The following is a 12,706-nucleotide window of genomic DNA, read 5'->3' as shown; positions in this document are numbered from 1 at the left end:
TGTCCGCTCACCGCGATCCGAATCCTTACGGTGCCGAGTGACCGATCGGCCCCCTCTTCGTTCCCCCGTACAGGGGACGGGATATCTGATCTGAACCGAGGTGTACGCCATGGTGGCCCCGCCGGACAACGATGTGATCTGGGCGCGTTCCCTACAGCACTCCCACAACGGCTCACCCGCGCTCGGCGGGGTCTCCCTGGGCATCCGCGACGGCGAGATCCTCGCGGTCACCGGTCCGCGCGGCAGCGGCAAGACGACGCTGCTGCACTGCCTCTCCGGCCAGCTGGTGCCCGAGCAGGGCGAGGTCTGGTTCAACAGCGTGCCCGTGCACACGATGGGGCCGCGGCTGCGCGAGCGGCTGCGCCGCGACAAGTTCGGCTGGATCGCCCCCGAACCGCAGCTCGTCCCGGAGCTGAACACCTGGGAGAACACCGCCCTGCCGCTCCTGCTGCGCGGCGCCTCGCACCGGGAGGCCAGGAAGGCCGCCATGGAGTGGCTGGAGCGCCTGGACATCGGCACCTGCGCCAAGAAGCGCCCGCACACCCTCCAGCAGAGCCAGCGGCAGCGGATCGCCGTGGCCCGCGCGCTGGCCGCCGGGCCCTCGGTGATCTTCGCCGACGAGCCGACCGCGACGCTGCACCGCACGGACCGCACGCACGTCCTGCGGACCCTGACCAGTGCCGCCCGCTCGCACGGGATCACGGTGGTGCTCGCCACGCACGACGCCGAGATCGCCGCGCTCGCCGACCGCGTGGTGCCGCTGCTCGACGGGCGCCGGGTCGCCACCGTCGGGCTGCCCGCCGAAGCCGATCCGGAGGGGCGCGCGGCGTGCTCGCTCTCCGTCTAGCCCGCGGTTCCCATCCACTGGTCCTGATGCGGCGGCTGCTGGTCGCGGCCGCCTCCGCCGGGGTCGGTTTCCTCCTCCTGTGCGCCCTCGGTTACGCCGCCGGGCACCCGGATTCGGCGGGTTCGGTGCTGCGGCTGCTGTGGTGCTTCATCCCGCTGGCCGCCACCGTGCAGTTCGCCGTCGCGGTGGCCCGTACGGACCCGAGCACCCGGCCGCGCAGCGGGCTGTCCGCCGTGGGCCTCGGGCCGGTGAAGCTCAGCGTGCTCGCCGCGGTCTCCACCGCCGTCTCGTGCACGCTCGGCTCCGCGGTGGCGCTGCTGTTCTTCCTCCATCTGCGCGGTGACCTGTCCGGACTGCCGTTCGACGGCGCCGCCGCCGGGCTGCTCGGCGCGGACGCGTCGCTGCCGATCGCCGCCGTGCTGGTCCTGCTGGCCCTGGTGCCGGTGGCGGCCGCGACGGGCAGTGCGCTGGCGCTGCGCGGCCGCCCGGCGGGGGCGGCGCGCGAGACGGACGACGGCGGCGACCCGGTGCCCGCCGAGGAGATCCCGGCCCCCGCCGCGCCGCCGGGCGGGCTGCCCTGGGGGGTGGCCCTGACCGCGGCCGGTCTCGCGGTCGAGGCGTACGCGAGCCGGGGCACGCCCGGCAGCCCCTTCCCGCTGCCGGGCAAACTGGACTCCACCCCGGCCTGGGTGCTCGTCGGCTGGACGCTCACGGCGATCGGCCTGGCCACGGCGGGCCCCGGCCTGACCTACCTGTGCGGCAAGCTGCTCCAGACGGCCCGGCCCGGTGCCGTACGCCTGCTGGCCGGCCGGGTCCTGATGGACGAGGCGCGCCGGATCGGCCGCCCGCTCGGCATCGTCTGCGCGGTCCTGTCGGCGGTCATCGCCGCCTTCGCGCTGTACGGGACCGGGCCCCGGCCGTTCGGCCCGCTCACCGCGCTGGGGGCGGTGCTCGTCGTCGGCTGCACCACGGCGACGCTGCTGACCTCGGCCCTGGAGGCCCGCCAGGCCCGCGCCGAGACGGCCAGGGCGCTGCTACGGCTCGGGGCCCCGGCCTCGGCGCTGCGCGCGGCGACCGCGTTGCGCGCGGTGGCGCTGCTGGCCCTCTTCGCCCCGCTCACCTGGGCAATCGCCGAACTGGCCGCGCTGCCGCTGACCCCCTGAGCGCGGCCGGACGCGACCACCGGACCGGCCGGGCCCCTTGCCCGGCCGGTTAAACGCGACTTTTCGTGAGCGGCCCGCGGTTGACCTTGACGCAGCGGCAGGGTTTCTACTGGCGGCATGCGAATCGGAGAGATCGCCGCGCTCGTCGGGCTCACCACCCGGGCCGTCCGGCACTACCACCACGTCGGGCTGCTCCCGGAACCGGAGCGGCGCCCCAACGGCTACCGGGCGTACAGCATCCGCGATGCCGTACTGCTCGCCCGGGTGCGCCGGCTGACCGAGCTCGGTCTCGGGCTCGATGAGGTGCGCGACGTCCTCGCCGACGACGCCGGGCGGGACCTGGCCGAGGTGCTGGCGGAGCTCGACGCGGACCTGGCCCGTCAGGAGGCGGCCATCCGGGAGCGCCGGCGCCGCCTCGCAGCCCTGCTCGCCGAGCCGCCCGGTGCCACCGGGCCCGTCTCGCCCGCCCTCGCCGCGCTGCTGGCACAGGCCCCGGAGACCGATTCGCCAAGCGCGGCCAAGGACCGCGACCACCTCACGCTGATGGACGCGCCCGGCACCGGTGCCCAGGACATGTTCGCGCTGTTCGGAACGCTGGTCACCGACCCCGCGGTCAGCGCACTGTACGAGCGCCTGGACGCGCTCGCCGACGCGCCGGCCGACGATCCTCGGATCGCCCCGCTGGCGGCCGATCTGATGGCGGCCGTCCCCGAGGAACTGTTCGCCGCGATTCCCGCGGACGGGGTCGTCGTGGCCGGGCTCAAGGAGGCGATGCTCGCCGAGTACGCCCCCGCGCAGGCGGAGGTCGTGAGCCGGCTCATGGAGGCGTTCGTCGCGCGGGGCCGGGGATGAGCGGCGTACGGACGGCCCGGGTCGCCGCAGCCGCCGTGCTGTCCGGGGAACTGGCCCTGGCGGCCTGCCTGGTGGCCGGGGTCCGGCCGCCCGGGTGGGCCCTGGCGGGCGCCGAGGCGCTGGTGCTCGCCGTGCTGCTCCTGGAGGCCCGGGTGCTGCGCTCGCTGTACGCCGCGGCGCGCGCCGGCGGCGCGGACCCCCGGGCGGCGCGGCGGGCCGCCGTGGAGCAGGCGGTGCCGGTGGCGGTCCGCCGCCTGGTCCTCCACGAGCTGCGCGCTGTCGCGTCCCTGGCGCGATGGGTCCGGCGCCGCACGCACGGTGTACGCCCCGGGGACCTCGCCGTCGCGTACACCGCGCCGCAGACCGCGATGATGTACGGGATGCTCTTCGTGATGGCCGTCGAGACGGTGGGCCTGGCCCTCCTCATCCCGTGGCCGGTGGTGCACCGGGTGTTCCTGGTGCTCGACCTGTACGGCCTCGTCCTGGTGCTGGCCCTGCACGCGGCCTGCGTCACCCGGCCGCATGTCGTGCGCCCCGACGGCTCTCTGCGGATCCGTTACGGGGCACTCTTCGATCTCGTCGTGCCGCGCGACGCGGTCGTCTCGGCCCGGGTCGACCGGCGCTACCCGGACGGCCGCCTGATCAGCCTCTCCGACGACGGGGTCCTCGACCTGATCGTGGGCAGCCAGACCTCGGTGACCCTGGAGCTGAACCGGCCGCTGCCCTTCACCCGCCCGCTCGGCGCTCCGGAGGGGGCGCACACCATCCGCTTCCACGCCGACGACCCCCGCGCCCTGGTCGACGCGCTCCGCCGGCCCGTATGAAGGCGTGTCCGGCGGCGTGTCCGGCGGCGCGTCCGACGACACGGCCGACGGCGCGCGGCCCGGTCAGAACAGCGCGGGCAGCACCACGCACTCCGACGCGTCGAAGGTGACGCCCACCCGCTCGCCCTCCTCCGGCGTCCCGCGCAGCGAGCACTCGGCCTCCAGCACCGGACCGCGCTCCGGGCGCAGGGTCACGGCGACATGGCTGCCCCGGAAGGTGCGCGCGCCCACGACGCAGCGCAGTCCCTTCCCCGGGCCGCCGATCCGGACGCCGGCCGGCCGCACCAGCAGATCGCAGGCGCCCTGTGGTGACCCCACCGGGACCGGCACCTCGCCCCAGGCCGTGTCCGCCGCCGCCCCCTCGACGGTCGCCTCGACCACGTTGTCGAAGCCCAGGAAGCGGGCCACGAAGGCGGAGGCGGGGCGCTGCCACACCTCCAGCGGGGTGCCCGCCTGGGCGACGCGGCCGTCGCGCATCACGACGACCCGGTCGGCCAGCGCGAACGCCTCGCCCTGGTCGTGGGTGACGGCGAGCACGGTGGTGCCGAGGCGGCCGAAGAGGGCGCGCAGCTCCACGACGAGCCGTTCGCGCAGGCTGCGGTCCAGCTGGCCCAGGGGCTCGTCGAGCATCAGCAGCCTGGGGCTGGGGGCGAGGGCACGGGCCAGGGCGACGCGCTGCTGCTCGCCGCCGGAGAGCGCGGCGACGGCGCGGCGTTCGGCGCCGGGGAGGCCGACGAGGTCGAGGAGTTCGGCGACCCGGTGGTCCTGTTCGCCCCGGCCGGCCCCGTGCATCCGCAGGCCGAAGGCGACGTTGGCGCCGACGTCCCGGTGCGGGAAGAGCTGGTGGTCCTGGAACATCAGGCCGAGGCCGCGCCGGTGGACCGGGATGCCGTCCTGGTCGGTGCCATCGAGCAGAACCCGGCCGCCGTCCGGCTCCTGGAGCCCGGCGACCAGACGCAGCAGGGTGGACTTGCCGCTGCCGCTCGGCCCGAGGACGCAGACGGTCTCATGGTCGGCGACCTCCAGGTCGACCCCGTCGAGCGCGGCCCGGTCACCGAAGCGGACGGTGGCCGATTCGAGCGTCAGCATGTTTCAGAACTCCCCGGATCGGTCGGTGCGGATGCGTTCGAGCAGCAGCAGCGACACCGCGCACACGAGCATCAGGACGGTGCTGAGGGCCATGGCCTGCCCGTAGTTGAGGTCCCCGGAGCGGCCGAGCAGCCGCGCCACGGCCACCGGCAGCGTCGGGTTGTCGGGCCGCGCGATGAACACGGTCGCGCCGAACTCCCCCAGCGACACGGCGAACGCGAACCCGGCGGCGACCAGCAGCGCCCGCCGTACGAGCGGGAAGTCCACCTCGCGCCAGGCCCGCAGCGGCGAGGCTCCGAGCACCGCCGCCGCCTCGCGCAGCCGCGCGTCCACCGCCCGGAGCACCGGCAGCATGGTCCGTACGACGAAGGGCACCCCGACCAGCGCCTGGGCGAGCGGCACCAGAATCCAGGAGGTGCGCAGATCCAGCGGCGGCTCGTCCAGGGTGATCAGGAAGCCGAAGCCGACGGTGACCGCGGAGACCCCGAGCGGCAGCATCAGCAGCGCGTCGAAGCCCCGGACGAGCCGGCCCGCCCGCCGGGTGAGCGCGGCGGCGGCGAGCCCGCCGACGACAAGGGCGATCAGGGTCGCGACGAGGGCGTAGCGCAGCGAGTTCCCGATGGCTTCGACCGGCGCCACCAGGAACGTACCGCTGTTGGCGTCCGCCGAGGTCAGCGCGCGGTAGTAGGCGAAACCGGAGCCGCCCAGAGAGCGTTCCACCAGCACCGCGAGCGGCAGCAGGACGAGCAGCAGCACGCTCAGCAGGACCCCGGCGAGCAGGGTCCACTGCCCGGCCCCGTGCGGCCTGCGCGCGGTCGCCGCCGGGTCGACCAGCTTCAGGGCGCGTTCCCTGCGGCGTACGGTCCAGGCGTGCACGGCGAGGATCGCGCCGACGGCGGCGAACTGCACGAGCGTGAGCACGGCGGCCGTGGGCAGGGCGAGCAGCTGGGCGGTCTGCCGGTAGATCTCCACCTCCAGTGTGGAGAAGCCGGGACCGCCGAGGATCTGCACGACCCCGAAGGAGGTGAAGGTGAAGAGGAAGACCATCAGCGCGGCGGCGGCCACGGCCGGGGCGAGCGCGGGCAGCGTGACGCGCCGCCAGGCGGTGAACCGGCTCGCGCCCAGCACCCGGGCGGCCTCCTCCTGGCGCGGGTCGAGCTGCGCCCAGAGCCCGCCCACGGTCCGGACGACGACCGCGTAGTTGAAGAAGACGTGCGCCAGCAGGATCGCCCACACGGTGGTGTCGAGCCGTACGCCCCACAGCTCGTCCAGCAGCCCGCCGCGCCCGAGCAGCGCGAGGAAGGCGGTGCCCACGACGACGGTCGGCAGCACGAACGGCACCGTGACCACGGCCCGCAGCACCTGCTTGCCGGGGAAGTCGAACCGGGCGAAGACATACGCGCCGGGCAGCGCGATCAGCAGCGTCAGCGCGGTCGAGGCGAGCGCCTGCCACAGCGTGAACCACAGGACGTCCCGGATCTCCGGCCGGGCCAGCACCTCGCCGAACCTGCCGAACTGCCAGACGCCGTCCGCCTTGAGCCCCCGGCCGACGATCGCGGCGACCGGGTAGGCGAAGAACACGGCGAAGAACACGACGGGCACGGCCATCAGGCCGAGCCGCACCGCGGTCCCGCGCCGGGCCCGGGCGCGTGCGGACCTCCCGCGCGCGCCCGGTCCGCGTACGGGGGTCTTCGCTACTTCACTACGAGCGAGGACCATGACTGGACCCACTGCTCACGGTTCTCGGCGATGGCGTCCGGGGCGACCGTCGCCGGCTTGTCCGCGGTGGCGCCGAACTTCGTGAACAGCTCGGGCACCTTGGCGTCCTTCGCGACCGGGCTGACGAACATGGTGAGCGGCATGTCCTCCTGGTACTTCTTCCCGATCAGGAAGTCCAGCAGGGCCTTGCCGCCCGCCTCGTTCTTCGCGCCGTCCAGCAGACCGGCGAACTCGATCTGGCGGAAGCAGGTGCCGGTGGCGACCCCGGTCGGCGCGGTCTTCGGCTGCGGGTCCGCGTACAGCACCTCGACGGGCGGGCTGGAGGCGTAGCTGACGACGAGCGGGCGGTCGGCCTTGGCCTTCTTGCCGCCGGCCGAGCCGGAGAACTCCTCGTTGTACGCCTGCTCCCAGCCGTCCACGACCTTGACGCCGTTGTCCTTCAGCTTCTTCCAGTAGTCCTGGTAGCCGTCCTCGCCGAAGGTGCCGATGGTGCCGAGGAGGAAGCCGAGGCCGGGCGAGGAGGTCGCGGCGTTCTCGGTGACGAGCAGGTTCTTGTACGCGGGCTTCGCCAGGTCGGCGAAGGTCTTCGGCGGCGCGAGCTTCTTGTCGGCGAAGTACTTCTTGTCGTAGTTGACGCAGATGTCACCGGTGTCGACCGGGGTGACCCGGTGCTTGTCCGCGTCCAGCTGGACATCGGCCGGGACCCGGTCCAGGCCCTTGGCCTCGTACGGGGTGAACAGGCCGTTGTCCAGGGCGCGCGAGAGCAGGGTGTTGTCGACGCCGAAGAACACATCGCCGCGCGGGGAGCCCTTGGTCAGGATCTCCTGGTTCAGCGCGGCACCCGCGTCCCCGCTCTTGAGGACCTTGACGGTGTAGCCGGTCTCCCGGGTGAACTCCTTCAGCACGTCCTTGGAGGCGTTGAAGGAGTCGTGGCTGACCAGGGTGACGGTCTTGGAACCGGAGCCCTTGGCCGAGCCGGAACCGGACGCCGAGTCGTCGGAACTTCCGCAGCCGGCCAGCGCGGTGACGCCGAGCGCGGCTGCGACGGCCGCCACGGCGGCCTTCTGGGTGGTGCTCATGTGTGATTCCTCCTGGAGTGACCAGGAAGAGACGCGGCCCCGCCCGCACACCGGCCGGAGCCGGAAGCGGGCAGGGCGCAACAGCTTGAGTAAGGTCCGAACTTCCTACCCGGAATGACCCGGGCGAGGTTCAGAGGGTCTGCGGCCAACCTGTCCTTGGTGCCGCACTCTCAGCGCTGTGGCGCTCCCCTGTCGGAATATGCAGTTGATTTCGGCCCCAGGCTACACGGCCGTTTTCGGCCGGGTCCCGGGGCCGCTCGTCCTCAGCGCTCGGAGGCCGCCAGCTGCCCGCAGGCGCCGTCGATCTCCTGGCCCCGGGTGTCGCGGACGGTGACCGGCACACCGTGGCTCGCGATGGCCTCCACGAACGCCCGCTCGTCCTCGGGCCGCGAGGCGGTCCACTTGGAGCCGGGCGTCGGGTTCAGCGGGATGAGGTTGACGTGGACCCGCTTGCCCTTGAGGAGGCGGCCCAGCAGGTCGCCGCGCCACGCCTGGTCGTTGATGTCGCGGATCAGGGCGTACTCGATGGAGATGCGGCGGCCTGACTTCTCCGCGTACTCCCACGCGGCGTCCAGCACCTCGCGCACCTTCCACCGGGTGTTGACCGGCACCAGGGTGTCGCGCAGCTCGTCGTCCGGGGCGTGCAGCGAGACCGCGAGGCGGCACTTGAACCCCTCGTCGGCGAACCGCAGCATCGCGGGCACCAGGCCGACGGTGGACACGGTGATCCCGCGCTGCGAGAGGCCGAGACCGTCGGGCTCCGGGTCGGTCAGCCGGCGGATCGCGCCGACGACGCGGTTGTAGTTGGCCAGCGGCTCGCCCATGCCCATGAACACGATGTTGGAGAGCCGGGCGGGGCCGCCGGGGACCTCGCCGTCACGCAGGGCGCGCATGCCGTCCACGATCTGGTGGACGATCTCCGCGGTCGACAGGTTCCGGTCGAGACCGGCTTGCCCGGTCGCGCAGAACGGGCAGTTCATCCCGCAGCCGGCCTGCGAGGAGATGCACATGGTGACCCGCTCCGGGTAGCGCATCAGGACGGACTCGACCAGCGTCCCGTCGTGCAGCTTCCAGAGGGTCTTACGGGTGGTGTCGTCGTCGCAGCTGATGTGCCGGACGACGGACATCAGGTCGGGGAACATCGCCTCGGCGAGCTTGTCCCGCGATCCGGCCGGGATGTTGGTCCACTCGGCCGGGTCGTGCGCGTACCGCGCGAAGTAGTGCTGCGAGAGCTGCTGGGCGCGGAACGGCTTCTCGCCGATCGCGGCGACGGCCTCCCTGCGCTCGGCGGGCGTGAGGTCGGCGAGGTGCCGCGGCGGCTTCTTGGCTCCGCGGGGCGCGACGAAAGTGAGTTCTCCGGGCTTAGGCATGGTTCTTCCAGTGTCGCAGACGGAACGGCGAAGGCCCGCCGCCCTGTGGACGACGGGCCTTCGCGCGGAAAACCGCAGGCCGGAGCCGGTCAGCCGGAGCCGACGAACAGCACGAGCAGCAGCCAGACCACCGGGGCGGTCGGCAGCAGCGAGTCCAGCCGGTCCATGATCCCGCCGTGGCCGGGCAGCAGCGTGCCCATGTCCTTGATCCCGAGGTCCCGCTTGATCATGGACTCGCCCAGGTCGCCCAGGGTGGCGCTGGCCGCGACCGCGAGGCCCAGCAGCAGCCCCTGCCACCAGGAACCGTCGTCGATCAGGAACTGCATGCACAGCGCGCCGGCCACCATGGCGAAGGTGACCGCCCCGAACAGGCCCTCGCGGGTCTTGCCGGGGCTGATGCGCGGAGCCAGCTTGTGCTTGCCGAACCGCCAGCCGACCGCGTACGCCCCCGTGTCGCTGACCACGGTCAGCAGCAGGAAGGTCAGCACCCGCTGCGGCCCGTCGTCGGCGGTCAGGAGCATGGCGACGAAGGTGGCCAGGAAGGGCACGTAGAACGCGGCGAAGATACCCGCCGTGACGTCCCTGAGGTAGTTCTCGGGCGGCTGCGCCATCCGCCACACGAGCACCGCCAGGGCGGTCAGGGCCATGGCGATCCAGGCGCCCTCGGCCCCGCGCGCGTACCCCGCGACGACCATGGCGGCGCCGCCGACGGCGAGCGGCACGAGGGGCGCCTTGATGCCCTTGCGCTCCTCAAGCCGGGAGGTGAGCTCCCAGAGGCCGACCACGACGGCGAGCACGATGACGCCGACGAAGACGGCCTTGACGACGAAGAGCGAGACGACGACCAGGGCGCCGAGCCCCAGGCCGACCCCTATGGCGGCTCCCAGGTCCCGGCCCGCGCGCTTCTTCTGCGGAGGCGGCGGGGGCGTCGGCTCGGTCGGCATGGGCTCCTGCGGCTTCTCGTCGCGGACCAGGGGGCCGCCGCTCAGGCGTCCGGCCCCCTGGTCCCGGTGATCACGGTCTTCAGCGTCTCTACCTGCGTCGGGAACGTCCGGCACGATGGGCATGGGCCGAGTCTGCTGGGCGTCGTGCACATCGTAGGCAGGACCCGCCGCAGCGCCCTGCATCTCCGGCGCGCCCCGGTGGCCGGCGCCCTGCGGAGCGCCCCAGGAAGAGTCGTTCATCAGACTTCGAGCAGCTCGGCTTCCTTGTGCTTCAGCAGCTCGTCCACCTGCGCGACGTACTTCGCGGTGGTGTCGTCGAGCTCCTTCTCGGCACGGCGCACCTCGTCCTCGCCGGACTCCTTGTCCTTGACGAGCTTGTCGAGCGTTTCCTTGGCCTTGCGGCGGACGGCCCGGATCGAGATCTTGGAGTCCTCGGCCTTGGTCTTCGCGACCTTGATGTAGTCGCGGCGGCGCTCCTCGGTCAGCTCGGGGAAGTTGACCCGGATGATATTGCCGTCGTTGCTCGGGTTGACGCCGAGGTCCGAGTCGCGGATGGCCTGCTCGATGTTGCGCAGCGCGGTCTTGTCGAACGGTGTCACGACGGCCATACGGGGCTCGGGCACCGAGAACGAGGCCAGCTGGTTGATCGGGGTCGGCGAGCCGTAGTAGTCGGCGACGATCTTGTTGAACATCGCCGGGTGCGCACGGCCGGTGCGGATCGCGGCGAAGTCCTCTTTCGCCACGACGACGGCCTTCTCCATCTTCTCCTCGGCCTCAAGGAGGGTTTCTTCGATCACCACGTGCTCCTGCGTGTCTTGACCGGGCCCGGCGGGCCCGGCGGGTCCTGCGTCGCGTCCTCACCTGCACGGTGTCCGACCGGCAGGCCGTTGTCCATCTTCCGGGGCGGTCCCGCACCCCTGCCCCACCGGGTCTCCCCGGTGGGCGCGCCGGTGGTCAGGCGCGGGTGTCCTGGTCGCTCACGAGCGTGCCGATCTTCTCACCCTTGACCGCGCGGGCGATATTGCCCGCGGCGGTGAGCTCGAAGACGAGGATCGGCAGCTCGTTGTCACGGCAGAGCGTGATGGCGGTGGCGTCGGCGACCTTGAGGTCGCGGGCGAGCACCTCGCTGTACTCCAGCGCGTCGAACTTGACCGCGGCCGGGTTGGTCTTCGGGTCGGAGTCGTAGACCCCGTCCACGCCGTTCTTCCCCATGAGCAGCGCCTCGGCGTCGATCTCCAGGGCGCGCTGGGCGGCGGTGGTGTCGGTGGAGAAGTAGGGCATGCCCATGCCCGCGCCGAAGATCACGACGCGGCCCTTCTCCAGGTGCCGCACGGCGCGCAGCGGGATGTACGGCTCCGCGACCTGACCCATGGTGATGGCGGTCTGGACGCGGGAGTCGATGCCCTCCTTCTCCAGGAAGTCCTGGAGGGCGAGGCAGTTCATCACGGTGCCGAGCATGCCCATGTAGTCGGAGCGCGCCCGGTCCATGCCCCGCTGCTGGAGCTCGGCGCCGCGGAAGAAGTTGCCGCCGCCGATGACGACCGCGATCTCCGCGCCGTCCCGGACGACGGCCGCGATCTCGCGGGCGATGGCGTGCACGACGTCGGGGTCGACACCGAGGCCCCCGCCACCGGCGAACGCCTCTCCGGACAGCTTCAGCATGAAGCGTCCGCGCACCTTGCCGTCCTCGCGCTTGTCGTCGTCTTTGGCGGCGTCCGCGCCCTTGTTCATGGGTTCTCCTCGTGCACATACGAAGAAGGCCATTGCCGATGGGTCTGGTGTCCCTTGCGGCAATGGCCTCCTCGTCAGATCTGCGGTCGTACGGCGGTGTGCGGCCGTCGACTGCACCAGACCCTACCGGGTCCGCCGTTTTTCGCGGACGGACTCAGATGCCGACCTTGATACGCGTGAAGCGCTTCAGGGTGACACCGGCCTCGTCCAGAACCTTCTGGACCGACTTCTTGTTGTCCAGCGCGTACGGCTGGCCGAGGAGGGTGGCCTCCTTGAAGAAGCCGTTGACGCGACCCTCGACGATCTTCGGGAGGGCGGCCTCGGGCTTGCCCTCGGCGCGGGTGGTCTCCTCGGCGACGCGGCGCTCGGCCTCGACGACCTCGGCCGGGACGTCCTCGCGGGCGAGGTACTTCGGCGCGAAGGCGGCGATGTGCTGGGCGAGGCCCTTGGCCAGGTCGGCGTCGGCCTTGTCCAGCTCGACCATCACACCGATCTGCGGGGGCAGGTCGGGCATGGTGCGGTGCATGTAGACCGAGACGAAGGCACCCTGGAACTGCGCGAAGCGGTCCAGGACGATCTTCTCGCCGAGGTTGGCGTTGGCCTCGTCCACGTACGCCTGGACGGTCTTGCCGGGCTCGATCTCGGAGGCGAGCAGCGCCTCGATGTCGGCCGGGGCGGTCGCGGCGACGTGCGCGGCGAGGGCGTTGGCGACGGCCTGGAACTTGTCGCCCTTGGCGACGAAGTCGGTCTCGCACTTGAGCTCGACCAGAACGCCGGAGGTCTTGTCCTCGGAGACGAGGGAGACGACCGCGCCGTTCTCGGCGGAACGGCCCTCGCGCTTGGCGACGCCCTTCTGGCCCTTGATACGCAGCGCCTCGACGGCGGCGTCGACGTTGCCGTCGGCCTCGTCGAGCGCCTTCTTGCAGTCCATCATGCCGGCGCCGGTGAGCTCGCGGAGCTTCTTGACGTCAGCGGCGGTGTAGTTCGCCATGAGTCTGTGTTCTCTCTCGAAGTCTGAAAGATCTACGGGTGGACGGCGGGGGCGGTGCCAGTGCACCGGCCCCCGCCGTCTTCAGCCGTGACGGGTG

Annotated in this window: 11 protein-coding genes, 1 pseudogene and 1 riboswitch; of the genes and pseudogenes, 4 read left to right on the top strand and 8 right to left on the bottom strand. The window is 72.3% G+C overall.

Annotated features, from left to right (window positions below; all coding sequences use genetic code 11):
- Positions 1-193 precede the first annotated feature (193 nt).
- From OG338_RS22870 to OG338_RS22855, 4 genes and pseudogenes are all read left to right on the top strand, one after another.
- A pseudogene (locus tag OG338_RS22870) lies at positions 194-847 on the top strand (ABC transporter ATP-binding protein); the annotation flags it as partial.
- A gap of 26 nt (positions 848-873) precedes the next feature.
- Positions 874-2,010 carry a hypothetical protein gene (locus tag OG338_RS22865; RefSeq protein WP_405939091.1) on the top strand — a complete coding sequence of 379 codons (1,137 nt, stop codon included), beginning with the start codon at positions 874-876 and terminating at the stop codon, positions 2,008-2,010.
- A gap of 117 nt (positions 2,011-2,127) precedes the next feature.
- Entirely contained in the window at positions 2,128-2,862 is a 735-nt protein-coding gene (locus OG338_RS22860) for a MerR family transcriptional regulator (protein ID WP_405939090.1), read from the top strand.
- The gene (locus OG338_RS22855; protein WP_405939089.1) at positions 2,859-3,686 is read left to right on the top strand and encodes a hypothetical protein; all 828 of its coding nucleotides are present in this window, start codon (positions 2,859-2,861) and stop codon (positions 3,684-3,686) included. The genes OG338_RS22860 and OG338_RS22855 overlap by 4 nt, the downstream gene beginning before the upstream one ends.
- A 63-nt stretch (positions 3,687-3,749) precedes the next feature.
- Here OG338_RS22855 and OG338_RS22850 read toward each other — a convergent pair whose 3' ends face one another.
- From OG338_RS22850 to tsf, 8 genes are all read right to left on the bottom strand, one after another.
- Positions 3,750-4,775 carry an ABC transporter ATP-binding protein gene (locus tag OG338_RS22850; protein WP_405939088.1) on the bottom strand — a complete coding sequence of 342 codons (1,026 nt, stop codon included), beginning with the start codon at positions 4,773-4,775 and terminating at the stop codon, positions 3,750-3,752.
- Positions 4,776-4,778: 3 nt separating this feature from the next.
- Entirely contained in the window at positions 4,779-6,383 is a 1,605-nt protein-coding gene (locus tag OG338_RS22845; protein ID WP_405940504.1) for an ABC transporter permease, read from the bottom strand.
- A gap of 86 nt (positions 6,384-6,469) precedes the next feature.
- Positions 6,470-7,573: a thiamine ABC transporter substrate binding subunit gene (locus OG338_RS22840; RefSeq protein WP_405939087.1), complete on the bottom strand. Its 1,104-nt coding sequence runs from the start codon at positions 7,571-7,573 to the stop codon at positions 6,470-6,472.
- A gap of 84 nt (positions 7,574-7,657) precedes the next feature.
- Positions 7,658-7,774, bottom strand: a riboswitch (TPP riboswitch).
- A 62-nt stretch (positions 7,775-7,836) separates the two neighbouring features.
- A complete protein-coding gene (gene rlmN / locus OG338_RS22835) occupies positions 7,837-8,943 on the bottom strand; it encodes a 23S rRNA (adenine(2503)-C(2))-methyltransferase RlmN (protein ID WP_164401695.1) in 1,107 nt (368 codons plus the stop codon).
- 89 nt (positions 8,944-9,032) lie between these two features.
- Positions 9,033-10,127 (bottom strand): phosphatidate cytidylyltransferase, encoded by a 1,095-nt coding sequence (locus OG338_RS22830; protein WP_405939086.1) that lies wholly within the window; start codon positions 10,125-10,127, stop codon positions 9,033-9,035.
- A complete protein-coding gene (frr, locus tag OG338_RS22825) occupies positions 10,127-10,684 on the bottom strand; it encodes a ribosome recycling factor (RefSeq protein ID WP_405939085.1) in 558 nt (185 codons plus the stop codon). The genes OG338_RS22830 and frr overlap by 1 nt, the downstream gene beginning before the upstream one ends.
- A gap of 157 nt (positions 10,685-10,841) precedes the next feature.
- Positions 10,842-11,618, bottom strand: a complete 777-nt coding sequence (gene pyrH, locus OG338_RS22820; protein WP_018102372.1) for a UMP kinase — start codon at positions 11,616-11,618, stop codon at positions 10,842-10,844.
- A gap of 154 nt (positions 11,619-11,772) precedes the next feature.
- The gene (gene tsf, locus OG338_RS22815; protein WP_405939084.1) at positions 11,773-12,609 is read right to left on the bottom strand and encodes a translation elongation factor Ts; all 837 of its coding nucleotides are present in this window, start codon (positions 12,607-12,609) and stop codon (positions 11,773-11,775) included.
- Positions 12,610-12,706 lie beyond the last annotated feature (97 nt).

It is taken from the genome of Streptomyces sp. NBC_00726, assembly GCF_045161735.1.
Taxonomy (GTDB): Bacteria; Actinomycetota; Actinomycetes; order Streptomycetales; family Streptomycetaceae; genus Streptomyces.
The sequence above is the reverse complement of the archived record's forward strand: the minus strand, read 5'-3'. Positions and strand labels throughout refer to the sequence as shown.